This is a genomic window from Tardiphaga sp. 215_C5_N2_1 (genome assembly GCF_052076055.1).
GTDB classification, from domain to species: domain Bacteria; phylum Pseudomonadota; class Alphaproteobacteria; order Rhizobiales; family Xanthobacteraceae; genus Tardiphaga; species Tardiphaga robiniae.
In genome coordinates, this window is the sequence record NZ_CP197240.1 from 1,847,429 (window position 1) to 1,872,521 (window position 25,093).

The following is a 25,093-nucleotide window of genomic DNA, read 5'->3' on the forward strand; positions in this document are numbered from 1 at the left end:
ATCTCAATCAGATATTACCGTAAAGCATTGCAATTCGATGCAAACTGACGATCCGGCACCAATCGCGCCAGCAACGTGGCTAATGAATGGTGAAACAAGGTGCGCGGCAAATGGCGCAGCGCCAATCCTCAGTTCAGCTGCGTGCCTGGCGCGGCATCAAATACCAGCGTGAACCAGCTGCCCTGCCCGCGAATGCTCTCGGCGTTGAACTTCACGTTCGGCGCATTCTCTTTGAGCGTCTGCAGGATCAGCGCGCCGAGCTTGCGCGGCGACGGCCAGTCCTGGCCTTCGCCAAGGCCGATGCCGTCATCGGCGACAACCACCGTGACGTGGCCGCCTTCCAGCTTGCAGATCAGCTTGATCTGACCGCCGGCACGGCCGATGAAGGCGTATTTCAGCGCATTGGTCAGCATCTCGTTGACCAGCAGTCCCGCCGGCATCGCGATATTGATCGACATCGGGCAATAGCCGACCTGCAGATCGAGCGTGATATCCGCCGTCGCGCTGGCAGCCATCACCGCATTGGCGATGTCCGATAGATACTGTCCGAGATCGATCTCGGGCGTCGCATTCTCGTCGGACAGCGTCCGGTACAGCACTGTCAGCGCATCGATCCGGCTCGCCAGCCGGCCGAGCGCAACAGCCTCGCCTTCCACGGCCGAGCGGGCTTCGAGCCGCACCAGCGCCGTGATGAGTTGCAGATTGTTCTTCACCCGATGCTGCAGCTCGCGCATCAGCATGTCGCGGTCGCGTATCTGGTTCTCGAATTGCTCGATCTGCGCACGCTCGCGGCCACCGACATCGACCAGCGCGGCGATCCGGAAATTCTCGACGCCGTCGTCACTCTCGATCACCGAGGCATAGGCCTGCACGATCACCAGCCGATCGACCGGCACCGAAGGACGGAAAACACCGATGAAGTCCTCGCCGTCGCGGATCGCTTCGCCCAGCGTCTGGCTCTGGTTGTCTTCGTTGAGAAAGCCGTCGAGACAGGTCCAGCTCTGGCCTTCGACATCGGCCGGCGCCATTGTCATCAGTTGCTCGAAGGCCTTGTTGATATAGACAACCTGCTGATCGCTGCCCAATCCGCGCGAGATGGCGAGCGCAACGGGAACATGATCCAGCAGATGCTTGTAGCGATCATTCTCGATCGCCTGCGCAAGCTTCGGGGAACCCAGAATCTGATCGACCTGTTGGGAAGGCGGAAGCCCGTCGTCGGTGCTCATGCACGGTCCATGCTCATAGGCAAACCATGGCCAAGTGCACCGCAAAACGCAATGTCAAACGCGCAACACTTCACGCGGATGATGATGTCAGGCCCACCACTTCGTTGGCGTGAAACGCCCCGATGCCTGCTCAATGGTTTCGCCGAGCGAGAACAGCGTTTCCTCGTCGAATGGACGCCCGATCAGCTGCAGCCCGAGCGGCAATCCCTGCGCGTCCTTGCCGGCGGGAACCGCGATGCCCGGCAGGCCGGCCATGTTCACCGTCACCGTGAAGATGTCGTTGAGATACATCTCGATCGGATCGGCGCCACCCTTCTCGCCGATGCCGAAGGCCGCCGACGGCGTCGCCGGCGTCAGGATCGCATGGATGCCCTTGGCAAAGCACTCCTCGAAGTCGCGCTTGATCAGCGTGCGCACCTTCTGCGCGCGCAGATAATAGGCGTCGTAATAGCCGGCGGAGAGCACATAGGTCCCGATCATCACGCGGCGGCGCACTTCCGCGCCAAAGCCTTCAGCGCGGGTATTCTCATACATGTCACTGATGCTGCGGCCGGGCACGCGCAGGCCGTAGCGCACACCGTCATAGCGCGCGAGGTTCGACGAGGCTTCGGCGGGCGCCACGATGTAATAGGCCGGCAGCGCGTATTTAGTGTGCGGCAACGACACGTCGACGAGTTCGGCACCGGCGGCCTTGAGCTGCGCAGCGCCTTCCGACCAAAGCTTTTCGATCTCGGCCGGCATGCCGTCGATGCGATATTCCTTGGGAATGCCGATCTTCATACCCTTCACGGACTTGCCGATCGCCGCCTCGTAGTCCGGCACGTCGCGATCCACGGACGTCGAGTCCTTCGGATCGTAGCCGGCCATCGAGCGCATCAGGATCGCGGTATCGCGCACGGTGCGCGCGATCGGCCCGGCCTGGTCGAGCGAGGACGCGAAAGCGACCGTGCCCCAGCGCGAGCAGCGGCCATAGGTCGGCTTCATACCGACGATGCCGGCGAACGCCGCAGGCTGGCGGATCGAACCGCCGGTGTCGGTCGCAGTGGCGCCAAGGCAGAGACCTGCGGCAACGGCCGATGCCGAACCGCCGGACGAGCCGCCGGGCACCAGATTGACGTCGGAGCCGTCGCGCCGCCACGGATTGATCACCGGACCGAAGAACGACGTCTCGTTCGCCGAGCCCATGGCGAATTCGTCATTGTTGAGCTTGCCGAGCATAACCGCACCGTCGCGCCAGAGCTGCGCGGTCACGGTCGACTCGTAAGGCGGCACGAAATTGCCGAGGATCTTCGAACACGCGGTTGTGCGCACGCCCTTGGTCGCGAACAGATCCTTGATCCCCAGCGGGACGCCGCCAAGCCAGCCGCCCTCGCCCTTGGCGAGTCTCGCGTCGGCCGCCTGCGCCATGGCGCGCGCCTGATCCGGCGTCTCCAGCACATAGGCGTTCAGCACGCGTGCGGCTTCCATCGCCTTGAGATGCGCATCGGTCAGTTCGACTGACGTGAAGGATTTGGTCGCAAGGCCGTCACGCGCCTCGGCGAGTGTCAGCGACGTCAGATCTGTCATCTATTTATTGACCGGGCTGCAAAAGAAGGGAGAGAGCGTCTTGTCGTTTTCAGGTGCATCTTTTTTGAAAGAGCTGCGGCGAAGCTTGTCGTCAGCCTCCTGTGCGGCCTGAACCTTGTCGAGGATGGCATCCATCGCCGCGTCGACGTCCTTGACCTTCCCCTGACGCTCCATCTCGTCGAGGTAGTCCATATAGAGCTGATAGGACTTTTCATCGTCGCAAAGCAGGCACATGGCGGTTTCCGTTCGAACGGTTCTTGCTCGATTACTCGACGACCTTCGGCACCAGGAAGAAATGATCTTCGGACTCCGGCGCATTCGCCGTCACCGCGTCGACGATCTCGCCGTCATTGACGACATCGGCGCGCTTCTTCATTTCCATGGGCATCACCGAGGTCATCGGCTCGACGCCGTCGACATTCACTTCCTGCAACTGCTCGACAAAGGCCAGCATCGCGTTCAGCTCGCCCTGCAGATGGGGAACTTCAGCGTCTGTGACCGCGATCCGCGCGAGATGCGCGATACGGCGAACGGTGGCAGCATCGACGGACATTATATAGGCCTCAGGGCAACATCTGTCCGCCGTATAGCAGACGGAGGTTTCGCGCCGCAACCGGCGGACGCCTCCGCCTTGTTTGACGCCCTAGCCCCGCAATTCGGCCATCCGCGCCAATGCCGCCGCCGCCAGCGACCGCGTCAGCTCCGCCGCAGGCCGTTCGCTGCCCATTCCGACCGACTGTCCGGCCCAGAGATTGGTAAAATCGGCCCGACCGAGCTTCTCGGCGGCGGCTTTCAGCGGCCCCAGCGCGGTCGCCGAATGCGGGAATGCCGGCGCATCGGGCGAGACCGGCCCGACCTCGCGCATCACGCGATTGATGACGCCGCGGGCGGGCCGCCCGGTCATGACATTGGTAATGACGGTGGAGGCATCCGACGCCCCGGCCAGGGCTGCACGACCCGGCCCGCTGACCTTCGATTCCGGCGTACGCAGATAGGCGGTGCCGATCTGCACACCGGCTGCGCCGAGCGCAAAGGCTGCGGCAATGCCGCGCCCATCGGCGATACCGCCGGCCGCGATCACCGGCACCTTCACCGCATCCACCACCTGCGGCAACAGCGCGAACAGGCCGGGCTGCGTGGCGATATCCTCGGTCAGGAACATGCCGCGATGACCGCCGGCCTCCGCCCCCTGCGCAATGACCGCGTCGACGCCGCGCTCTTCGAGCCAGACGGCTTCCTTGACGATGGTCGCAGAGGCGATGACCCGACAGCCGGCTGCCTTGATGCGCTTCAAGAGCGCCGGGTCCGGCAGGCCGAAGTGAAAGCTGACCACTTCGGGCTTCAGCTCTTCCACCAGCGCGCACATCGCCTCATCGAACGGCGCGCGGTTGGCCGCATTGATGTCTGCATTCGGATCGAGCCCGAGTTCGGCGTAATAGGACGACAGCCGCTTGCGCCAGTTGGCCTCGCGTGCCGGATCGGCGTCCACCGCCGTATGGCAGAAGTAATTCATGTTGACCGGCGCGGAGACGCGCTGGCGCACGATATTGATCTGCTCACGGGCTTTCTCCGGCGAGATCATTGCGCACGGCAACGAGGCCAGCGCGCCGCCCTCCGCTGCGCCGATCATGATGTCGGCATCCTGCACGCCTGCCATTGGCGCCTGCACGATGGGAAATTCGGTGCCGAATAAGTCGATCAGTCGGCGGTCGGGCCACATGGGGGATCTCCGGATTCTTGCGACAATCTTGCGGCAATGCCTCTGAATCCAGCGGCAAAGCAGTGACGATCTTGAGACAAACGTGAGGAAATGGCACGCGCATCATTGCCGAGCCTTGCTCAGGCTAACACGGCCGCACCCGCGTGAGCTATGCGGTTGCGCGGGGGATGAGCATCCACTTGCGCAGCGCAACGCCAGCCCAGATCGCCTCCACCAGCCCGAACGGCCAGGCGCCCTGCAGGAAGCCGTAGAGCGATCCGAGCCCGCAGGCGCCGGCAAAGGCCAGCGTGAACCACGGACTGCGTGCTTCCAGCGCGTAGCAGACCAGCATGGCGCTGACCGCGAACAATCCAAACAGGCTGAGGGCGTCCATAGATCGGGCTCGTGACGTAAGACGCAGAAACGCGGGAACGATGCTACCTTGCCGCAAATCACCACCGATGTGAAACGCGACCGATGACCGCTGCCATTCCCGAACTCATCACGCCCAGACTGATCCTGCGCCCACTCGTGCTGGGTGACTCCGATGCCGTGCAAAGGCTTTTCCCGCGAATAGAGGTGGTGCGTTTCCTGGCCAGCCGCGTGCCATGGCCCTACCCGGCTGACGGCGCCTTCACTTTCCTGCGCGATGTCGTGCTGCCAGGCATGGAGCGCGGCACCGAATGGCACTGGTCGATCCGCCTGAAGAGCGCACCGGAGCAACTGATCGGCATGATCAATGTCAGGGACAGCGGCGACGACAACCGCGGCTTCTGGCTCGATCCCGCCTGGCACGGACAAGGCCTAATGACCGAGGCCAGCGACGCCGTGACAGATTTCTGGTTCGACACCCTGCAGCGGCCCGTGTTGCGCGTCATCAAGGCCATCGCCAACACCGCATCGCGCCGGATTTCGGAAACATCCGGCATGCGCGTGATCGCCACCGAGGATCGCGACTACGTCTCCGGCCGTTGGTCCTCGGAAATCTGGGAAATGACCGCCGAGGAATGGCGCAGCCGCCGTCCGCCCCGATAATTGCGGCGCAGCGTTTGATCTGATGGCTCCGCGTGTTATGCGGGACCATGCCTGCAGTCATCCTTCCCCTCGTCGAAGCCGCCGCACATCTGCCCGCCCGCGGCGCACTGATCGGTCTCGATCTCGGCACCAAGACCATTGGTGTCGCGGTGTCCGATCCCGATCGCCGTCTCGCGACCGGCATTGAGACTGTCGAGCGAACTGCCTTCAAGGCCGATGCCGCACGCCTCATCAAGCTTGCCGCTGAGCGAAATGTCTGCGGCTTCGTCCTTGGTCTTCCCATCAATATGGACGGCAGCGAGGGACCGCGCGCGCAATCGACCCGCGCCTTCGCCCGCAACTTCTCGAAACTGACCGAACTGCCGATCGCCTTCTGGGACGAACGTCTGTCCACATCAGCGGTCGAGCGCGAATTGATCGCCAACGATGTCAGCCGCGCCAAACGCGCCAAGGTCATCGACGAACATGCCGCGATCTTCATTCTTCAGGGCGCGCTAGATCGCCTCGCCGCCTTGCTGCGCACGCCGGATATTCGCTGACCCCATGCTGACGGTATTTGCCGCTCTCGTCCCGGTCTTCCTGCTCATCGTGCTCGGCTACGCGCTGCGGCGCCTGCTGCTGAAACAGAACATCGAATGGGTCGGGCTGGAACAGCTCGTCTATTATGTCCTGTTCCCCGCCCTGCTCATCGACACACTGGCGCGCGCCAATCTGGCGTCGGTGCCCATCGCAGGTGTCGGCGGTGCCTTGTTGCTCTCCGTCATCCTGATGTCCGCGCTATGTCTGGCGCTGCGTCCGTTGCTGGCGCGGGCCATCGGCCTCGATGGGCCGGCATTTACGTCGCTGTTTCAGGGCGCCACGCGTTGGCAGACCTTCGTGGCACTATCGGTCGCCGGCAATCTGTGGGGCGACCTCGGCATCACGCTGGCCTCCGTCGCCATGGTGGCGATGATCCCGCTGCTGAATATTCTGGCGGTCTGGGTGCTGGCGCATTACGCCTCACCGCAGCGGATGGCGTGGCCGGCGCTGCTGCTGACCATCGCCAAGAACCCGCTGATCTGGGCCTGCGTGATCGGCCTCGCGATCAACCTGGTCGGTCTGCCGGTCCCCAAGCCCGCCCACGAGTTCCTCGATGCGCTCGGGCGCTGTTCGCTGGCGATGGGCCTGCTCATTGTCGGCGCCGGTCTTCAACTCGAAGGCCTGCACAGACCCGGCATGGCTGCAGCACTGACGGTCGTCTTGAAACTGGCCGTGATGCCGCTGATTGCCATGGGCCTCGGCATCGCCTTCGGCCTGTCCGGCGCCAATCTCGCGGTGGTCGTCTGCTGCGCGTCGGTGCCGTCGGCGTCGAACGGCTATATTCTGGCGCGGCAGATGGGCGGCGACGCGCCCCTCCTGGCGCAGATCCTGACTATTCAAACCACGCTGGCGGTCCTGACCATGCCCATCTTCATTGCGCTGGCGGAATAGGTTTTTCTTTTTTTGAGCATGATCTTGCCCGAAAACCGGTTCCCACTTTTCGGGATCATGCTCTAGGGCGATATCACACCGTTCGCGATGAGCAGCGTCTGAACAGTCGCCGCCAGATTGTTGAGGCCATGCAGAAAGATCGTCAGCCATGTCGAGTGGCTGCGATAGCGCATATAGCCGAACAGCAGGCCGATGGTGAAAATCTCGACGAAGAAGAACCAATCGTATTGCAGATGCATCGCCGTCCAGACCAGCGATGACGCCACGATGGCGCCAAACGGCCGCAAAAACGATTCCGACCAGCCGCGATAGAGGAAGCCACGCGCGAAAAACTCTTCGGTCATCGGCGCCCCGACGCAGAACGCGATCACGAGCAGCCACAGCGCGCCGTCGGCACGGGCCGACTTCAGCACTTCCAGCATGAAAGTCGGCGCGGAGTCGCGACCCATGCCTTTTGCGACCAGCTCCCAGGCACCGACCAGCACGATCAGCGCCACCGTGCCAATGACATAGTTTTTCCAGGACGTGCCGCGTAGCCCCAGATAGTCCGCAAAGGATTGCCGCGCCATGCGCGTCGCCAGCCACAGCGCCAGACACACTGCCGGAAGCCCCATGAGAACGGACGCGGCGATGGTCGTGCCGCTGCTCATGGCCTTGATCAGCAGCGTCGCGTCGAGTGGCGCATCCTTGATCAGCAGGTAATAGGCGACGACGGTCAGCTGACCGACAAACATCGCTGCAAAAGCGAACAGCCCCCAGAGGCTCGTACCCCAGAATTTCCAGACCCGCGGCGGCTTCGTCGCGGGTGGCAGGTCTGACGATGCGTCGGGCGTGATCGGCGTCTCCAGCGCACTCACTGCGGCAACGCCCGCTCGAGCAGCCCCCGGCCCTGAGCTTCGGTCAATTCAGGGGTGCCGTAGATCGCACCACGCGCACCATCGAGGCGTGTCCGCGCAAACAGTTCGGCATGGGGCGGATGCACCATGTTCAGCGCCGCGCAGGCCGCCAGCAATGCCAGCGATTCCACCGCCTGCCGCGCTACACGCTCGCTGTCGGGCCGCAGCAAGGTGCGAATGATAAAGGCCGCAGTGTCGGCCGCGCCGGGCAGTCCGCGCGTCTCCAGCATCAGATCCTGCAGCACTGCGGTCGATGCGTCGCCTTCGCGCGACAGCGCCCGCAGCACATCAAGGCACATCACATTGCCGGAGCCTTCCCAGATCGCATTGACCGGCGCCTCGCGATAATGCCGCGCCAGAATGCCTTCCTCGACATAGCCATTGCCGCCCATGCATTCCATGGCTTCATAGAGGAAGCCCGGCGCCGATTTACAGACCCAGTATTTCACCACCGGCGTGAGGAAACGCATATACGCCGCCTCGGACGTATCCTCCGGCGCGAGATCGAAGGCGCGGCACAGCCGCATCACCAGCGCCGTCGACGCCTCCACATGCAGCGCCATGTCGGCGAGCACACTTTGCATCATCGGCTGATCGGCGAGGTGTTTCTGGAACACGCTGCGATGTCTTGCGTGATGCAGCGCATGGACCAGACCCGAGCGCATCAAACCGGCGGATGCTGTGGCGCAATCCTGCCGCGTCAGCTGCACCATCTGGATGATGGTGCGGATGCCCTTGCCCTCGTCGCCGACGCGCAGTGCATAGGCATCGTTGAACTCGACTTCCGACGACGCATTGGAGCGATTGCCGAGCTTGTCCTTCAGGCGCTGGAAGTTCAGCGCGTTGAGCGAGCCGTCGGGCCGGAATCGCGGCATGAAGAAACAGCTGAGGCCATCTTCGGCTTGCGCGAGTACCAGAAACGCGTCGCACATCGGTGCCGACATGAACCATTTGTGCCCGCTGATCCGATACGCATCGCCGTCGCGCACGGCGCGCGTCATGTTGCTGCGCACGTCCGTGCCGCCCTGCCGCTCGGTCATGCCCATGCCCAGCGTCATGCCACGCTTAGCCGACCATGGCGCAAAGCTCGGATCGTAGTCGCGGCTGGCAATGACCGGCATCACCTGCGCCAGCACATCCGGCTGCATCGCCAATGCCCCCACGGCAGCGCGCGTCATGGTGATCGGGCATAGATGCCCGGTCTCGACCTGCGCCGCTATATAGAATTTTGCGGCGCGCGCCACTTCGGACGCGCCGCGTGCGGACTTGCCGTCACGCGTCCATGTCGAATTGTGAATTCCCGCTGCAATGCTCTGTGCCATCAGCTCGTGATAGGCCGGATGAAACTCGACCTCATCACGCCGATTGCCGCGCGCATCGAAAGTCCGCAGCTTCGGCGTATTCTCGTTGGCCAGCCGCGCGCGTTGCGCCATCTCGGCCGATCCCCAGAGCTGACCGAATTCGGCGTGGTCGACATAGGCGAACGAGCCCTCATTCATCGCAACCGCTTCCACGAGCGGCCGGTCCAGCTCGAACAGATTGACGTCCTCGAATGGTGGCGACTGGTTGAGCACCGCATGAATGGCAGAGGTGGCGTCGGTCATGAATCAGTTCCGGCTGGAGGCGGTATTGCGAATCATTTTACGCCGGATCGACCGGGATTTCACGGGGCTATCTTGCCTGCCGTGCAATCGGGAAATCGTAGGCGCGCGCACCTGTGCCCGGGAGCGAGAAGTGCCACCATTCCTTGGAATAATTCACAAAGCCCTGCCTGCCCATCGCAGTCGCCAGGAGATCGCGCCAGCGCCGCTGCGCGGGTGAGATCGCGCGCGATCCGGTATGCGCCTTGGCATCGGAGCAATCGTAACCCGTGCCCATGTCGACGCTGCCCTCGGGCGCGCGCTGTGCTTCCGGCGCGATGCAGCTTGCATAGGCCTTGTTCGGATCGAATGCCGCCGACGCAGGCGCACGCAGATCGACCAACGTCAGATCGAGCGCCGCGCCGGTGGAGTGGCCCGAGCGCTCGGCGATATAGCCGAGCCTGAACAGATCGGTTTTACTGAAGGCTGGATTATAGCGCTTCTGCGCCGGCGTCTCGTTGCCATCGCGCGCCCACGCCACCATGTCGCGCGACGCCCGCGCCGGCCGATAGCAATCCAGCATTTTCAGCGACAGGTTTTGCGCCATCAACTCGCGCTGCACCTTCTGCAGAGCGAGGCCGACCGGGCGCTTCACCACGCATTCCGCGCTATCATAGCCGCTGAGCTTGCGGCCGACGAAATTGTTGACGCCGGCATAGCGGATGTCCTGCCGGATCGAGGGATCGATATCGCGCAGGAACACGAAATCGTCAGGCAGCGTCTGTGATTGCGCGGGCGTAACGCCAAGCATGATCGCGGAAAGGCCCCACATCATCGCAACGGATCGTTTGAGACAATTGATCATCAGGGCTTCCGCCATCCAATCGGGGCGACTTGATGCAAAGGCGCTAGGGCGAACGCACCGATAAGTCGGGTCATAGTGGTTCGAGCTGACGGACCCGCCGCCAATGATTGACCGAACAGGGCGCACCCCGCGTCAGGAGACAGTCGTATCGGCGTGCTGACCGTTTGGAAAGGACCGGAAGCTTAGCGCTTTACCTGCTCAAAGCCCTTGATTTGGAAACGTTCATTTTCTATAAGGAGTGATGTCGAACGCCGTACCATCATCCGCTTCCCGGGGCCCCGGCCGACCGCGTGAGTTCGACGTAGACGAAGCTCTCGATAAAGCCGTTCGGGTGTTTTGTGAGCGTGGCTATCACGCCACGTCGATCGGCGATCTGACAGATGCAATGGAACTGACCCAAGGCAGCATCTACAAGGCGTTCAAAGACAAGCGCGCGGTTTTTATTGCCGCCTTCGATCGGAACAAGGCGGTTCGCAATGAAAAGCTAGCTCGCGCCATCAAAAATGGCGCAACGGGACTGGAGCGTATTCGTAATGCCCTGGCCTTCTACGTCGAATCGTCACACGGCGCGGAGGGGCTGCAGGGATGCCTTGTCGTCGGGAGCGCAACGGAACTTGCGATCTTCGACAAGGAGGTCGCCGAGCGTGTCACGGCATCCTTCAAGCGGAATGAGGCCATGATGGCCGAGTTGATTCAACAAGGGCAGGTTGACGGCTCCATTCCCACCGGGATCGACAGCAAGGCAACCGCCCGGCTGATGCTCTGCCTGCTTCAAGGCATGAGGGTCATCGGGAAGACCGGGCGAACCCGCGCGGAGATGGCAGCCGTAGTGGAGGTTGCCATGCGCACGCTCACCTGATTTTTTTGCCAAATTAGAAAACGAATGTTTCCTATTGTGAGGACGACCGTGACCACCATCACCGACCACCTGCCCGACAGGCGGATTGTTTCCACTGGAATGACTTTCCTCCTCGCCGCCGCCTGCGGGCTTATCGCGGCCAATGTTTATTATGCCCAGCCACTGGCCGGGCCGATCAGTGCCGCCCTCGGCCTCTCGCCGCAGGCGACGGGACTTATCGTCACCTTGACGCAGATCGGATACGGGGCGGGTCTGCTGCTGATCGTGCCGCTCGGCGATCTCATCGAGAACCGTCATCTCACCCTCATTATGCTTGGCGTCGCCACCCTAGGGCTGCTGGGCGCGGCACTGTCACCTCACGCACTTCCATTCCTGATCGCAGCCCTCTTCATCGGCCTCGGGTCGGTCGCGGTGCAGGTTCTCGTTCCCTATGCAGCTCATATGGCTCCTGAAGCGAGCCGGGGCCGCGTTGTCGGCAACGTCATGAGCGGGTTGATGCTTGGCATCATGCTGGCCCGCCCGGTGTCCAGTTTCATCGCTGAATTGTCGTCATGGCACGCCGTGTTCTTCCTGTCGGCGGGTGCGATGATTGTCCTCGCATTGGTTCTCAGCCGCGCGCTGCCACGGCGTATGCCGACGTCGAAACTTCGTTACGGAGAACTGCTGGCCTCGATGGGGCATCTGGCGGTGACGACGCCGATCCTGCAAAGGCGTGCGCTCTATCACGCCTGCCTGTTCGGTGCGTTCAGTCTGTTCTGGACCACGACGCCGCTGTTGCTCGCGGGGCCGGAATTCCACCTGTCGCAAGGCGGGATCGCGCTTTTCGCGCTGGCGGGTGTTGCCGGTGCTGTCGCCGCCCCGATCGCGGGCCGGATTGCCGATCGCGGATGGAGTCGCCCTGCGACCGCTGTCGCCATGCTTGCGGTGGCCGGTGCTTTCCTGATGACGCACATCGCGCCTGAAGGTTCGACGCTGGCCCTCGGTCTTCTCGTCGCAGCAGCGATCCTCCTCGATTTCGGCGTCTCGGCTAATCTGACTCTCGGGCAGCGCGCGATCTTCTCACTTAGTGCGGAATTCCGCAGCCGTCTCAACGGGCTCTACATGGCGACGTTTTTTGTCGGCGGGGCGGTTGGCTCGGCGGCAGGCGGATGGGCCTACGCGCAGGGAGGATGGACACTCGCCTCATGGGTCGGTTTTGCGTTCCCCGTCGTGGCGGTCGTGTACTTCGCAACGGAATAGAACGATGCCGAGACTGCCCAGCCGCTGTCAGCTCTTTGGACGCGGCTTGTCGGCCTCGGCGTCGCCCCTCACTGAAGGTGGTCCCAAAACGGTACGCCGTGGAGAGGATACCCGGCATTCGTCGGGCATGACGGCAAGAATGTGGTCGGACTGACCGGGGGATAACCGAAAAGCGGGCGAATCGCGCTTGCTCCGCTTTTCAACTCTGCCTATAGCTTTCGTTTTAATGACCCAAGCCACGAAATCCTCTTTCGTCCTCGGACACCGGCATTTGCTGGGCATCGAGGGCCTTTCCGCCGCGGATATCACCGGCCTCCTCGACCTGTCCGAGGAATATGTCGAGCTGAACCGCCAGGTCGACAAGAAGCGCTCCAGCCTGCGCGGTCGCACCCAGATCAATCTGTTTTTCGAGAATTCGACGCGCACCCAGTCGTCGTTCGAACTGGCCGGCAAGCGACTTGGCGCCGACGTCATGAACATGTCGGTGTCATCGTCCTCGATCAAAAAGGGCGAGACGCTGATCGACACCGCGATGACGCTGAACGCGATGCATCCGGACATTCTCGTGATGCGCCATCATGCCTCCGGCGCGGTCGAACTGCTGGCGCGCAAGGTCGACGGCTCCGTCATCAATGCCGGCGACGGCGCCCATGAACATCCGACGCAAGCCCTGCTCGACGCATTGACCATCCGTCGCAACAAGGGCCGCCTCGAAGGTCTCGTGATCGCGATCTGCGGCGACGTGCTGCATTCGCGGGTCGCGCGTTCCAACATTCTCTTGCTCAACACCATGGGCGCGCGCGTCCGCGTGGTCGCGCCCTCCACGCTGCTGCCGCCGGGCATCGAGCGCATGGGCGTCGAGGTCGCGCGCGATATGCGCGAGGGCCTCAACGGCGCCGACATCGTCATGATGCTGCGGCTGCAGCGCGAGCGCATGAACGGTTCCTTCGTGCCGTCGTCCGCCGAATACTTCCAGTATTTCGGCCTCGACCAGAAGAAGCTCGCTTACGCCAAGCCCGATGCGCTGGTGATGCATCCCGGCCCGATGAACCGCGGTGTCGAGATCGACTCCCTCGTCGCGGACGGCGCGCAGTCGCTGATCCGCGAACAGGTCGAGATGGGTGTAGCGGTCCGCATGGCCGTGCTCGAAGCGCTCGCGCGCAACCTGCCGAACGCGTGATGCCCATGCTGACAGATCGCCGCCCTATCCTCCTCGCCAATGCGCACCTGATCGATCCATCCAGCGATCTCGACGGCGTCGGTGACGTCCTGATCGCCGACGGCGTTATCCGCGATGCCCGCCGTGGCATCGGCGCGGCCGGCGTGCCTGAAGGCACCGACATCATCAATTGCGTCGGCAAGGTCGTGGCCCCCGGCCTCGTCGACATGCGCGCTTTCGTCGGCGAACCCGGCGCCAGCCACCGCGAGACTTTCGCCTCCGCCAGCCGTGCAGCCGCAGCCGGCGGCATCACCACCATCATCTGCCAGCCGGACACCTCGCCGACCATCGACAATTCTGCCACCGTCGACTTCGTCCTGCGCCGCGCCCGCGACACCGCCATCGTCAACATCCATCCGATGGCCGCCCTGACCAAGGGCCTCGAAGGCCACGAGATGACCGAGATCGGGCTGCTGAAAGCGGCCGGCGCCGTCGCTTTCACAGATGCCGACAAGAGCATCACCAACGCGCAGATCATGCGCCGTGCGCTGACCTATGCGCGCGATTTCGACGCGCTGATCGTGCATTACACCGAGGATCCCGACCTCGTCGGCGAAGGCGTGATGAATGAAGGCGAGCGCGCGTCACGGCTCGGCCTGATGGGCATTCCCAATGCCGCCGAAGCCATCATGCTGGAGCGCGACATGCGTCTCGTCGCCCTCACCGGCGGGCGCTACCATGCGGCCTCACTGACCTGCATCGAATCCATCGAGATCCTGAAGCGCGCCCGCGACGCCGGCTTGCGTGTCAGCGCCTCGGCGTCGATCAATCACCTGACGCTGAACGAAAACGATATCGGGCCCTATCGCTCCTATCTCAAATTGTCGCCGCCGCTCCGCACCGAAGAGAACCGCCGCGCGCTGGTCGAGGCCGTCGCGTCAGGATTGATCGACGTCATCATGTCCGACCACAATCCGCAGGATGTCGAGACCAAGCGGCTGCCATTCGCCGAAGCCGCGCCGGGTGCCATCGGCCTCGAAACAATGCTGTCGGCGGGATTGCGGCTGATCCACAATGGCGAGCTCACCTTCACCCAGTTGATCCGTGCGATGTCGACACGCCCGGCCGAACTGCTCGGCCTGCCGGGCGGCACACTACGCCCCGGCGCTGTCGCCGACATCATTGTCATCGACGCCGATGTGCCGTGGGTGCTGGATCCCGCGGATCTGAAATCGCAATGCAAGAATACACCATTCGACGAAGCCCGCTTCACGGGGCGCGTCGCACGCACTATTGTCGGCGGACGCACCGTTTACGAGCACGTCTAACGCCATATGCGTGTCTTAGGACACCGAAAGCGCGGAGCGCGTCTGGAGCACGAAAGTGCGAAGCGCGTCTTAGAATAGAGGTCCAATGATCGTTCTCTACATATTCGCCGCCGCGCTCGGTTATTTCCTCGGTTCCGTCCCGTTCGGACTGGTGCTGACCAAGCTCGCCGGCACGCAGGACATCCGCACCATCGGCTCGGGCAATATCGGCGCCACCAACGTGCTGCGCACCGGCCGCAAGGGCCTCGCAGCGGCGACGCTGCTGCTCGACGCCCTCAAGGGCACCGTCGCCGTGATCATCGCCGGCAGTGTCGGCGGTCCTGTCCCGGCCATGATCGCCGGTCTCTTCGCTTTCCTTGGGCACCTTTTCCCGGTCTGGCTCGGCTTCAAGGGCGGCAAGGGCGTCGCCGTCTATATCGGCATCATGTTCGGCCTGTACTGGCCGGCCGCCATCGTGTTCTGCCTTGCCTGGCTCGCCTGCGCCTTCACCTCGCGCTACTCGTCATTCTCCGCGCTGACCGCCAGCGCCATCACGCCGATCTTCCTGTGGTGGGCCAAGGCACCACAGCTCGCCGTGCTGGCCACCGTGCTGACGCTGCTGCTGTGGTTCATGCACCGCGAGAACATCAAGCGATTGCTGAACGGCACCGAAGGCAAGATCGGCGCGAAAAATTGAGTGAGGCCGCTTGGGCTTCGTGATCGTGAACAGTTGACGTCCTTCGCCGGTGTGCTGCCTGCACGGACTGATCCCGATCCGGCATCGCCGCTTTCGATGCCGATAACTGCATGGAAATGCCGCTTCATCAGCTCCGAGCGAAGAAGTATTTGCTGTTGACTTAGAGCGCACTCTAACCTGTAGCAAGGTCAGCGTCGTGACGAGAAGACAGAACATGAAAATCGGAGAACTCGCAAAACGCGCCGGTTTGTCAGCATACACGATCCGCTATTACGAGCGGATCGGGCTGCTTCCTGGCGCACCGCGCAACGCCTCCCGTCAACGCGAATATGACGCTTCCATCTTGGTGTGGATTGCCTTTCTCGGACGCCTCAGGACGACCGGGATGCCGATCCGCGACATGCTGCGATACGCTCAGCTGCGCGAGCGAGGTTCGCAAACCACGGAAGACCGCCGGCTCATCCTCGAGCAACATCGGACCAATGTCCGTGCTCGTCTGGCCGAACTTCATGACTGCCTTGCCGTCCTCGACACCAAAATCGCCGGCTATTCCGGCCTGAACACGGTGGAGAAGGACAATGACGCTGCCACGGATCACCAGACACGGCACATCCGCGAAACGCTCGCGCGCGCCCTTAAAGATTGAGATCGCCCCGCCGGAGAACGCGGACGCCCCCGCCAGCGAGGACAGTCCGCCGGACAAAATTGCCTCCCGCCGCAACTTTCTCACAGCGCTAGGCGCAGCGGGGGCTTCGTTGGCCGTTCGCGCGCAAGAAGCCAATGCAGGAACAACAGCAATGGGCAATGAGCGATTCGCACGCGGCCTCGACATACTGCGCAAGGTCGGCGGCGAGAATTTCGACGGCCCCGTCAACAGCCTGGCGGAAGTATCTGCGGATCTAGCGCGCTTCACTGTTGAGTATCCGTATGGCGACGTGCTGTCTCGCCCCGGGCTCGCGCTTCCGCTGCGACAACTTTGTACGGCGGCAATGCTGCTCGCCGATGGGAGTGCCCAGCCGCAACTGAAGTATCATATGGCGGGCTATCTCAATGTCGGCGGCGAGCCGCGCGTCCTCATCGAACTGATGTTCGTCTCCGTCGCCTTGCTCGGTTTTCCTCCGACCATCAATGCGGTCGGACTGTTGCGCAGCATTTTCGCCGAACGAAAGCTCGCTTTTGTGCCGGTCGAGCCCGCCACGGACGATGGAACCGGACGTGCGCAGAACGGCAGCGAAGCTGCAAGCCGCCTCACCGGCGGCGACATGCAGGCATATTTCGGCGAGTTTGAAAAAGCCTCGCCCGATCTGGCGCGGCTCTCGGTCGAGTTCGCTTTCGGCGAAGCACTTTCCCGACAGGGTCTGGATTTCAAGGCCAAGGCGCTTGTGATCGTCGCCATGCTGGCGGCAGGTGGCAATCATGCAGCTGCCCTTCGCCAGCACATCCAAGGCGCACTAGCCCTAGGCATAACGCGAGACGAAGTGGTCGAACTTTTGACGCAGGTTAGCGTCTATCGCGGCTTTCCGTGCGCCTTGAATGCCTTTGCGGTTGCCAAGGAAGCCTTTGGCGACACCGCCGCAAGCCAGCCAATATCGTTCCGCCCGGCCAATGCCGAAACCCGGCAGATGCGATTGGAGCGCGGACGCGCGGCGCTCGGAAAGACCTCGGGCGCATCCGGAGATGCCGTAGTCCGAAGCTTTGACGATATCGCCCCTGACCTCGGGCGAATGATTGTCGAACACTCCTATGGCGAGATCTTTTCGCGCACGGGGATTGACGCCAGGACGCGAGAGCTAACCGCCTGCGCAGCCCTCGCCGCCGTCGGATCGAAGACCGCCGAGACACCGCTTCGCGTGCACATCAATGCCGCCCTGAATGTGGGAGCCAGCCGAGACGAAATTCTGGAGACATTGCTCAACCTAGCACCCTATAGCGGCTATCCTGCCGTCCAACAGGCGGTCCGGATCGCGGCTGAGGAATTCGGCAAACGAAGCTAGCCGCGGCCAACCCGGCGTCAGTGTCAGTTTAAAACACCCGCGCGCCCTGCTTCGCGTCGAGATCGAACTCCCAGATCTCGACACCGCGGCTGATCAGGTGACCGTTGTTCTTGATATAGTGCGAGATCAGACTCACCTTCGAATGCGGGTGAAGATGTTTGAGCACGAACAGAATCTTCCGATAGTCGCGCGGCGCCGCACCGAACAGCAGCATGGCTTCGTTCATGCCGCGGATCTTGGCGCTCGGCCGATTGCCGGACACTGTCCAAGTGTAGGACTTGCACTCCACCAGGATGCGCGGGCTGGCGCTGCCGAGATCGAAGCGCTTGTTCTTCTGCAGCCGGTGGCCGACGGGTACGACGAAATTGCGCGCAAGCTGCACGCCCTCGGAATGAAAGAAGATCTGCGCCGCTTCCTCGAACTCACGCCCAACGGCGTTGCTCGATGCACCGATCCGCTGGAAGTTGTTCACGTCCCAAAGCATTGCCATCACTGAACACAAGCCATCAGGGCTCACCCCTACTCTCGCACCTTAAGTGCGAATGTCAATTGAATGCATCCTTAAGTTGATAGATGCTCTCCACGGGGGAGCATGGTTTGGACAGCATCTCACAGAGCAGCACACAGCTCACGGACGCCCAGCGGCTCGACTGGTTGCGGCTGATCCGCAGCGACAATGTGGGGCCGCGTACTTTTCGATCGCTGATCAACCATTTCGGCAGCGCACGCGCCACGCTGGAGCGGCTGCCCGATCTGGCGCGCCGCGGCGGCGCTGCCCGCGCCGGCCGGATCTGCAGCGCCGACGACGCACAGCGTGAACTCGACCTCGGACGCAAGATGGATGTCGCGCTTGTCGCGCCCGGTGAGCCCGGCTACCCGCCGCGATTGGCGGGGATCGACGATGCACCGCCGCTGCTCGGCATCCGCGGCAAAGTGGATGCGCTGATGCGGCCGATGATCGCCATCGTCGGCTCGCGCAATGCGTCCGGCGCAGGACTGAAGTTCGCCGAGAGACTGGCGCGCGATCTCGGCGACGCCGGCTTCGTGATCGTGTCGGGCCTCGCACGCGGCATCGATCAGGCCGCGCATCGCGCCAGCACCACCAGCGGGACGGTCGCTGTGCTGGCTGGCGGTCATGACAAAATCTATCCGGCCGAACACGAGGGCCTGCTGTTCGCCCTGCTGGACAACGGCGGCGCGATTTCCGAGATGCCGCTCGGCCATGTCCCACGTGCTCGCGACTTCCCGCGTCGCAATCGCCTGATCTCGGGTGCAGCGCTCGGCGTCGTCGTGATCGAAGCGGCGCATCGCTCGGGCTCGCTGATCACCGCGCGGATGGCCGCCGAACAGGGCCGCGAAGTGTTTGCCGTGCCGGGCTCGCCGCTCGATCCCCGCGCCGCCGGCACCAACGACCTCATCAAGCAAGGCGCAGCGCTGGTGACCGAAGCCTCCGACGTCATCAATGCGGTCGCGCCGATCATGGAGCGGCCGATCGAATTGCCGAGCCGTGAACCTGATGACATCACGTCATTCGATGAACCAGACAGCAGCGACCGTGCACGCGTGATCGCATTGCTCGGCCCAAGCCCGGTCGGCATCGACGATCTTATTCGCCTTGCCGGTACATCGGCTGCCACCGTACGCATCGTGCTGCTGGAGCTCGAGCTTGCCGGACGGCTGGAGCGTCATGGCGGAGGGTTGGTGTCGATGATCTGAGGACTCAGTCCTCCGAATTGCGCCCGTCGAAGTTTTTTCGTGCGGTGTCGATATCGGGCAGATGTTGCTGCGCCCATTCGCCGAGCTTTATGACCGGATCGCTCAGGCCTCGGCCGAGATCCGTGAGTTCATAGTCCACACGCGGAGGCACGGTCGGAAACACGGTACGCGTCACCAGACCGTCGCGTTCAAGCCCGCGCAAGGTCAGGGTCAGCATCCGCTGCGAGATGCCGCCGACCATCCGTTTCAACTCGTTGAAGCGCCGTGGACCGTCGCCGAGCAGCATGATCACCAGCACGCTCCACTTGTCGCCGACCCGCGCCAGCACCGAGGCGACGCCGCGACAGTCGCTCTCCTGATGCGGAATCGCCGGCAAAGCAGGCACCTTTTTGTGCTCGGGTTTCAAAATTGTGCCTTCTTGTGCGGTTTCGGCCAGTCACTCATGTAGCGTCAGTTACAAACCTATACCATGAGGTGACCACATGAAACTGCTCCATATCGATTCCAGCGTTCTCGGCCCCCACTCCGTCAGCCGGCAGGTTTCCGCCGCCATTACCGACCGGCTGGCCAAGGCCAATCCCGGCCTTGAGACCACCTATCGCGATCTCACCACCACGCCGCTGGCGCATCTGTCCGGCTCCCATCTCGCCGTCGCACAGGGCGCAGCGCCCGATGCGGCGCTTCAGCCCGATCTCGCCGCCGGTAGTGCCGTGCTGGAGGAGTTTCTTGCTGCCGATATCGTGGTGATCGGCGCACCAATGTACAACTTCACCATTCCGAGCCAGCTCAAGGCGTGGATTGATCGCATCCTCGTCGCCGGCAAGACATTCAAATACGGCGACAAGGGTGCCGAAGGCCTCGCGGGCAGCAAGCGCGTCATCGTCGCCATTTCACGCGGCGGCTTCTACGGCGCGGACATGCCAACGGCTGCCGGCGAACATCTCGAAACCTATCTGCGCTGGGTGTTCGGCTTCATCGGCGTCACCAATCTCGAATTCATCGCCGCCGACGGCATCATGATGGGACCGGAGCTACGCGAGAAAGCCGTTGCCGGTGCCTTGCAGGCAGCGACAGATCTGCACGCGGCTTAACTAACGCGTCGTTCCGGGGCGCGTTTTCAGCGCAGCTGAATGCGCGAACCTCAGCCACTCCAATTGGAGTGGCGAGGAACCTCGAAATGAGATTCACATATCGAGATCCCGGGTTCATGCCGTCCGCTGCGCGTTCGGCCTGCCCCGGGATGACGATGCGCGTTGCGATCATTCAGCTACGATAGGCCGGTGCACCTGCCGGGGCCGATGTCACGCCGCCATCGACGAAAATCTCGGCGCCCTGGATGTTCGATGCATCATCCGACGCGAGAAACAGCACGGTCTTCGCAACTTCTTCCGGCTTGCCGAAACGCCCGAGCGGAATGGTCTGCGACAGGCGCTTCTCGAATGCGTTGAAAGCTTCCGGCGTCGGCGCAACACGGTCCCAGATCGGCGTCGCGGTCGCGCCCGGCGAGACCACGTTTACGCGGATGTTGCGCGGCGACAGTTCGGACGCCATCACGCGGGCCATCGCGCGCACGCCGGCCTTGCTCGCGGCATAGGCAGCATAGCCGGGATTTCCGAGCACGGAGATCACCGAACCGTTGAGAATGATGGACGCGCCATCGTTGAGATGCGCGGCTGCCGCCTGCACGGTGAAGAACACGGCGGTGATGTTGGTCTTCAAGACGGACTCGAACACATCGAGCGCGGTGCCACCCACTGGCGTATGCGCGCTGATGCCTGCATTGGCGAATACGATGTCGAGCTTGCCGAATTTCTCGACAGCTTTGGCCACGGCATTCTCGGTGGCAGCAATGTCAGTCGCATCAGCCACGATGCCGATCGCATTCGGGCCGAGTTCGGCCACCGCCGCGTCGAGCCTCGCCTTGTCGCGACCAGTGATGGCCACCTTGGCGCCCTCAGCGACGAAGAGCTTCGCCGTGGTCAGTCCAATACCGCTATTGCCGCCCGTGATGAGCGCCGTCTTGTTCGCCAAACGCATGGTGATCTCCTGATGATCAAGTGGTTGCTTTTTAAAACCACATTGCCATTTAGGGCGGATGGTTTCATAATGCAACCACATGTCCGCTAATCACTGCATTTCTTTTTCCCGCCGCTGGAAAGTCGCATGGCCAAACGCACCAGTCTCAAGGACTCCACCTGCCCCGTCGCCCGCTCCATGGAGGTGATCGGCGACTGCTGGACGATGATGATCATCCGCGACGCCATGCTGGGCGCCCGGCGCTTCGGCGAATTCCAGAAGAGTCTCGGACTGGCGAAGAACATTCTCGCCGTCAGGCTGAAAGCCCTCGTGGAGGACGGCATCCTGAAACTGGAGCCGGCAGCCGACGGCAGCGCCTATCAGGACTATGTCCTGACCCCGAAAGGCCAGGCGGTTCATCCAATCATGGTGGCGCTGCGCCAGTGGGGCGAGGATTATGCGTTCAAGCCCGGCGAACCGACGACCATCATGGTCGATCGCAAGCGTGGCAAGCAGATCAAGAAGCTGGAACTGCATGCGGCCGACGGCAGGCTGCTCGGCTATGGCGACACCACGATTGTGCCCTCAACGGCCTGACGGCTTGCGCAAGTCACACAGCCGCAGGATCTCCTCGGTTTCGAGATGCGCCATGTCGAGCAGGTAAGCGAGCATGTCGTGGCGATGGCGGCGCGCCATCCGCGACAGATCGCGGACCGCACTCTTTATATAAAGAGCCGCCTCCTCGGGCCCGCCATCGCCCTGCGCCTGATCGTCCGGAATGGGCGGTGTCATAGGCATTCCCTACCCGGGCAGTCCGGGCGAAATCAGCACCAACGAAGCATCAAATCATACCCCCAATGGTTGCATTTTACAACCCTTGGTAAGTGATTGGGAACCAACAGGCGTGGCCATCAACAACTCACGATTTGACACGAGACCCCTTCGCACCCATGTTCGCCGCGAAACGGCTGGCGCGACTCTCGCAGACCCAAGCCGGATTCCCCCTGTAAGTTATTGGAATCACATGAATCTCGTCATTGTCGAGTCGCCTTCAAAGGCCAAGACGATCAACAAGTATCTGGGCAAGGACTATGAGGTCCTGGCGTCGTTCGGCCATGTCCGCGACCTTCCCGCCAAGAACGGATCGGTCGATCCCGACGCCAATTTCCAGATGATCTGGGAGATCGACCCCAAGGCCGCCAGCCGACTGAACGACATCGCCAAGGCGGTCAAAGGCGCCGACAAGCTCATTCTCGCGACCGACCCTGATCGCGAAGGTGAGGCCATCTCCTGGCACGTGCTCGAAGTCCTCAAGCAGAAGCGCGCGCTGAAAGACCAGAAGATCGAGCGCGTGGTGTTCAACGCGATCACCAAGCAGGCCGTCACCGACGCGATGAAGAACCCGCGCGAGATCGATGGCGCACTGGTCGACGCCTATATGGCGCGCCGTGCACTCGATTATCTGGTGGGCTTTACGCTTTCTCCTGTGCTGTGGCGCAAGCTGCCCGGCGCCCGCTCCGCGGGCCGCGTGCAATCGGTCGCGCTGCGCCTGGTCTGCGACCGCGAGCAGGAAATCGAGAAGTTCATCCCGCGCGAATACTGGTCGCTGGTGACCACGCTGGCGACGCCGCGCGGCGAGAGTTTCGAAGCCCGCCTGGTCGGCGCTGACGGCAAGAAGATCCAGCGTCTTGATATCGGCACCGGTGCGGAAGCCGAAGACTTCAAGAAGGCCATCGAAGCCGCCAACTTCACGGTCTCCACCGTCGATGCAAAACCGGCACGCCGCAATCCGCAGGCGCCGTTCACGACCTCCACGCTGCAGCAGGAAGCCAGCCGCAAGCTCGGCTTCGCGCCGGCGCACACCATGCGCATCGCGCAGCGTCTGTATGAAGGCATCGACATCGGCGGCGAAACCACCGGTCTCATCACCTACATGCGAACCGACGGCGTGCAGATCGACCCCTCCGCCATCACGCAGGCCCGCTCTGTCATCGGCGAAGACTACGGCAAGCAATATGTGCCGGACGCCGCGCGGCAATATACGAGCAAGGCCAAGAACGCGCAGGAAGCGCACGAAGCGATCCGTCCGACCGATATGTCGCGTCGCCCGGCGAGCCTGCGCGGCCGTCTCGATAGCGATCAGTCGCGGCTTTATGAATTGATCTGGATGCGCACCATCGCCAGCCAGATGGAATCAGCCGAGATGGAGCGCACCACCGTCGATATCGCTGCCAAGGCAGGATCGCGCCTGCTCGAACTGCGCGCCACCGGTCAGGTCGTGAAGTTCGATGGTTTCCTTGCCGTCTATCAGGAAGGCAAGGACGACGACGCCGAGGATGAAGATTCACGCCGCCTGCCCGCCATGAGCGAAGGTGAAGCGCTGAAGAAAGAAAACCTCGCGGTTACCCAGCATTTCACCGAACCGCCGCCGCGCTTCTCGGAAGCCTCGCTGGTCAAGCGCATGGAAGAGCTCGGCATCGGCCGTCCCTCGACCTATGCATCGATCCTGCAGGTGCTGAAGGATCGCGGTTACGTCCGTCTCGAAAAGAAGCGCCTGTACGGCGAGGACAAGGGCCGCGTCGTCGTCGCCTTCCTCGAAAACTTCTTCGCCAAATATGTGGAATACGATTTCACCGCAGCGCTGGAAGAGAACCTCGACAGGATCTCCAACAACGAGATTTCCTGGCAGCAGGTGCTCAAGGATTTCTGGACCGACTTCATCGGCGCCGTGAACGAGATCAAGGATCTGCGCGTGGCGCAGGTGCTCGACGCGCTCGACGAGATGCTCGGCCCGCACATCTACGCGCCGCGCGAGGATGGCGGCGATCCGCGCCAGTGCCCGACCTGCGGCACCGGTCGTCTCAATCTGAAGGCCGGCAAGTTCGGCGCCTTCGTCGGCTGCACGAATTATCCGGAATGCCGCTACACGCGTCCGCTCGCCGCCGATAGCGGCGCCAACGCCGATCGCGTGCTCGGCCCCGATCCGGTGTCAGGTCTCGAAGTCGCGGTGAAGGCCGGACGCTTCGGGCCCTATATTCAGCTTGGCGACGCCAAGGATTACGAAGAAGGCGAGAAGCCGAAGCGTGCCGGCATTCCGAAGAACACGTCGCCCAGCGATGTCGAACTCGATCTGGCACTCAAGCTCCTGTCGCTGCCGCGCGAGATCGGCAAGCATCCGGAGACCGGCGAGCCGATCACCGCGGGCCTCGGCCGTTTCGGACCGTTCGTGAAGCATGAGAAAACCTATGCCAGCCTGGAAGCCGGCGACGAGGTGTTCGACATCGGCCTCAACCGCGCGGTCACGCTGATCGCCGAGAAGATCGCCAAGGGCCCATCAGGTCGCCGCTTCGGCGCCGATCCCGGCAAGCCGCTCGGCGACCATCCGACCCTCGGCGGCGTTGCCGTGAAGGGCGGGCGTTATGGCGCCTATGTCACCGCGGGCGGCGTCAATGCGACGATCCCGAGCGACAAGACGCAGGAGACGATCACGCTCGAAGAGGCCATCGCGCTGATCGACGAGCGCGTGGCCAAGGGCGGCATCAAGCCGAAGCGCGGCGCCAAGAAAGCACCGGCGAAGAAGGCTGTCGCCAAGAAGGCCGACGCGGCCGAGAAGAAGCCGGCGGCCAAGAAGGCCGTTGCGAAGAAAGCCGCAGCTAAACCCAAGGCTGAAACGGCTGCCGCCAGCAAGGCGCGCGCGCCGGTGAAGGCGAAGACATCGCCTGCCAAGAAGAAGGCCGCGAAAACGGTCGCGAAGAAGAGCGCTGGCTAG

Annotated in this window: 27 protein-coding genes; 14 read left to right on the top strand and 13 right to left on the bottom strand. The window is 62.8% G+C overall.

Translation table 11 applies throughout. From position 1 onward, the window contains the following. Positions 1-128: 128 nt before the first annotated feature. From AB7828_RS08755 to AB7828_RS08780, 6 genes are all read right to left on the bottom strand, one after another. On the bottom strand, positions 129-1,226 hold the full coding sequence (locus tag AB7828_RS08755) for a sensor histidine kinase (protein WP_309945308.1): 1,098 nt from the start codon (positions 1,224-1,226) through the stop codon (positions 129-131). An 87-nt stretch (positions 1,227-1,313) separates the two neighbouring features. After that, positions 1,314-2,792 carry an Asp-tRNA(Asn)/Glu-tRNA(Gln) amidotransferase subunit GatA gene (gatA, locus tag AB7828_RS08760; RefSeq protein ID WP_441229944.1) on the bottom strand — a complete coding sequence of 493 codons (1,479 nt, stop codon included), beginning with the start codon at positions 2,790-2,792 and terminating at the stop codon, positions 1,314-1,316. Beyond that, positions 2,793-3,026 carry a hypothetical protein gene (locus AB7828_RS08765; protein ID WP_068732436.1) on the bottom strand — a complete coding sequence of 78 codons (234 nt, stop codon included), beginning with the start codon at positions 3,024-3,026 and terminating at the stop codon, positions 2,793-2,795. A 31-nt stretch (positions 3,027-3,057) separates the two neighbouring features. Continuing rightward, positions 3,058-3,345 (bottom strand): Asp-tRNA(Asn)/Glu-tRNA(Gln) amidotransferase subunit GatC, encoded by a 288-nt coding sequence (gene gatC, locus AB7828_RS08770; RefSeq protein WP_093761362.1) that lies wholly within the window; start codon positions 3,343-3,345, stop codon positions 3,058-3,060. Positions 3,346-3,435: 90 nt separating this feature from the next. After that, entirely contained in the window at positions 3,436-4,512 is a 1,077-nt protein-coding gene (locus tag AB7828_RS08775) for an NAD(P)H-dependent flavin oxidoreductase (RefSeq protein WP_439064165.1), read from the bottom strand. Positions 4,513-4,660: 148 nt separating this feature from the next. Next, the gene (locus AB7828_RS08780; protein ID WP_068732430.1) at positions 4,661-4,885 is read right to left on the bottom strand and encodes a hypothetical protein; all 225 of its coding nucleotides are present in this window, start codon (positions 4,883-4,885) and stop codon (positions 4,661-4,663) included. An 83-nt stretch (positions 4,886-4,968) separates the two neighbouring features. On the opposite strand from AB7828_RS08780, the gene AB7828_RS08785 reads away from it, so the two are divergent. From AB7828_RS08785 to AB7828_RS08795, 3 genes are read left to right on the top strand one after another with little or no spacing between them, the layout of a single operon-like run. Then, positions 4,969-5,526 (top strand): GNAT family N-acetyltransferase, encoded by a 558-nt coding sequence (locus AB7828_RS08785; RefSeq protein WP_441229945.1) that lies wholly within the window; start codon positions 4,969-4,971, stop codon positions 5,524-5,526. A 47-nt stretch (positions 5,527-5,573) separates the two neighbouring features. After that, positions 5,574-6,065 (top strand): Holliday junction resolvase RuvX, encoded by a 492-nt coding sequence (gene ruvX, locus AB7828_RS08790; RefSeq protein ID WP_441229946.1) that lies wholly within the window; start codon positions 5,574-5,576, stop codon positions 6,063-6,065. Between the two features lie 4 nt (positions 6,066-6,069). Then, complete coding sequence (locus tag AB7828_RS08795; RefSeq protein WP_441229947.1) at positions 6,070-6,996, top strand: AEC family transporter; 927 nt, start codon at positions 6,070-6,072, stop codon at positions 6,994-6,996. A gap of 62 nt (positions 6,997-7,058) precedes the next feature. Here AB7828_RS08795 and AB7828_RS08800 read toward each other — a convergent pair whose 3' ends face one another. The 3 genes from AB7828_RS08800 to AB7828_RS08810 all read right to left on the bottom strand — a co-directional run bounded on the left by AB7828_RS08800 (position 7,059) and on the right by AB7828_RS08810 (position 10,307). Then, a complete protein-coding gene (locus tag AB7828_RS08800) occupies positions 7,059-7,853 on the bottom strand; it encodes a lysostaphin resistance A-like protein (protein WP_441229948.1) in 795 nt (264 codons plus the stop codon). Then, positions 7,850-9,496, bottom strand: a complete 1,647-nt coding sequence (locus AB7828_RS08805) for an isovaleryl-CoA dehydrogenase (RefSeq protein ID WP_441229949.1) — start codon at positions 9,494-9,496, stop codon at positions 7,850-7,852. The genes AB7828_RS08800 and AB7828_RS08805 overlap by 4 nt, the downstream gene beginning before the upstream one ends. A gap of 67 nt (positions 9,497-9,563) precedes the next feature. Next, positions 9,564-10,307, bottom strand: a complete 744-nt coding sequence (locus AB7828_RS08810) for a M15 family metallopeptidase (RefSeq protein ID WP_441232213.1) — start codon at positions 10,305-10,307, stop codon at positions 9,564-9,566. 271 nt (positions 10,308-10,578) lie between these two features. Here AB7828_RS08810 and AB7828_RS08815 point away from each other — a divergent pair, with 271 nt between their 5' ends. From AB7828_RS08815 to AB7828_RS08845, 7 genes are all read left to right on the top strand, one after another. Beyond that, a complete protein-coding gene (locus tag AB7828_RS08815; RefSeq protein ID WP_175368475.1) occupies positions 10,579-11,196 on the top strand; it encodes a TetR/AcrR family transcriptional regulator in 618 nt (205 codons plus the stop codon). Positions 11,197-11,295: 99 nt separating this feature from the next. Then, positions 11,296-12,435 (top strand): MFS transporter, encoded by a 1,140-nt coding sequence (locus AB7828_RS08820; RefSeq protein ID WP_441232214.1) that lies wholly within the window; start codon positions 11,296-11,298, stop codon positions 12,433-12,435. Positions 12,436-12,661: 226 nt separating this feature from the next. Further along, positions 12,662-13,615 carry an aspartate carbamoyltransferase catalytic subunit gene (locus AB7828_RS08825; protein WP_089263769.1) on the top strand — a complete coding sequence of 318 codons (954 nt, stop codon included), beginning with the start codon at positions 12,662-12,664 and terminating at the stop codon, positions 13,613-13,615. A 5-nt stretch (positions 13,616-13,620) separates the two neighbouring features. Beyond that, entirely contained in the window at positions 13,621-14,922 is a 1,302-nt protein-coding gene (locus AB7828_RS08830; RefSeq protein WP_089263768.1) for a dihydroorotase, read from the top strand. Between the two features lie 85 nt (positions 14,923-15,007). Further along, positions 15,008-15,598 carry a glycerol-3-phosphate 1-O-acyltransferase PlsY gene (gene plsY / locus AB7828_RS08835; RefSeq protein WP_441229950.1) on the top strand — a complete coding sequence of 197 codons (591 nt, stop codon included), beginning with the start codon at positions 15,008-15,010 and terminating at the stop codon, positions 15,596-15,598. 214 nt (positions 15,599-15,812) lie between these two features. Next, positions 15,813-16,244 (top strand): MerR family transcriptional regulator, encoded by a 432-nt coding sequence (locus AB7828_RS08840; protein WP_441229951.1) that lies wholly within the window; start codon positions 15,813-15,815, stop codon positions 16,242-16,244. A 151-nt stretch (positions 16,245-16,395) separates the two neighbouring features. After that, a complete protein-coding gene (locus AB7828_RS08845; protein ID WP_441229952.1) occupies positions 16,396-17,592 on the top strand; it encodes a carboxymuconolactone decarboxylase family protein in 1,197 nt (398 codons plus the stop codon). A 28-nt stretch (positions 17,593-17,620) separates the two neighbouring features. Here AB7828_RS08845 and AB7828_RS08850 read toward each other — a convergent pair whose 3' ends face one another. Next, positions 17,621-18,082: a hypothetical protein gene (locus tag AB7828_RS08850; protein ID WP_441229953.1), complete on the bottom strand. Its 462-nt coding sequence runs from the start codon at positions 18,080-18,082 to the stop codon at positions 17,621-17,623. 83 nt (positions 18,083-18,165) lie between these two features. Here AB7828_RS08850 and dprA point away from each other — a divergent pair, with 83 nt between their 5' ends. Continuing rightward, positions 18,166-19,308: a DNA-processing protein DprA gene (gene dprA / locus AB7828_RS08855; RefSeq protein WP_441229954.1), complete on the top strand. Its 1,143-nt coding sequence runs from the start codon at positions 18,166-18,168 to the stop codon at positions 19,306-19,308. Between the two features lie 4 nt (positions 19,309-19,312). Here the strand turns inward: dprA and AB7828_RS08860 are convergent, their stop codons facing one another. Beyond that, a complete protein-coding gene (locus AB7828_RS08860) occupies positions 19,313-19,693 on the bottom strand; it encodes a winged helix-turn-helix transcriptional regulator (RefSeq protein WP_244528459.1) in 381 nt (126 codons plus the stop codon). A gap of 97 nt (positions 19,694-19,790) precedes the next feature. On the opposite strand from AB7828_RS08860, the gene AB7828_RS08865 reads away from it, so the two are divergent. Continuing rightward, positions 19,791-20,399, top strand: coding sequence for an FMN-dependent NADH-azoreductase (locus AB7828_RS08865; RefSeq protein WP_120292059.1), 609 nt, complete (start codon positions 19,791-19,793; stop codon positions 20,397-20,399). Between the two features lie 172 nt (positions 20,400-20,571). Here the strand turns inward: AB7828_RS08865 and AB7828_RS08870 are convergent, their stop codons facing one another. Beyond that, on the bottom strand, positions 20,572-21,345 hold the full coding sequence (locus AB7828_RS08870; RefSeq protein ID WP_120292057.1) for a glucose 1-dehydrogenase: 774 nt from the start codon (positions 21,343-21,345) through the stop codon (positions 20,572-20,574). 126 nt (positions 21,346-21,471) lie between these two features. Here AB7828_RS08870 and AB7828_RS08875 point away from each other — a divergent pair, with 126 nt between their 5' ends. Next, positions 21,472-21,921, top strand: coding sequence for a winged helix-turn-helix transcriptional regulator (locus tag AB7828_RS08875; protein WP_441229955.1), 450 nt, complete (start codon positions 21,472-21,474; stop codon positions 21,919-21,921). On the opposite strand, the gene AB7828_RS08880 is transcribed toward AB7828_RS08875, so the two are convergent. Then, on the bottom strand, positions 21,910-22,116 hold the full coding sequence (locus AB7828_RS08880) for a hypothetical protein (protein WP_441229956.1): 207 nt from the start codon (positions 22,114-22,116) through the stop codon (positions 21,910-21,912). The two genes, AB7828_RS08875 and AB7828_RS08880, sit on opposite strands and share 12 nt — an antisense overlap. Before the next feature lie 232 nt (positions 22,117-22,348). On the opposite strand from AB7828_RS08880, the gene topA reads away from it, so the two are divergent. Further along, a complete protein-coding gene (topA, locus tag AB7828_RS08885; protein ID WP_089263759.1) occupies positions 22,349-25,093 on the top strand; it encodes a type I DNA topoisomerase in 2,745 nt (914 codons plus the stop codon).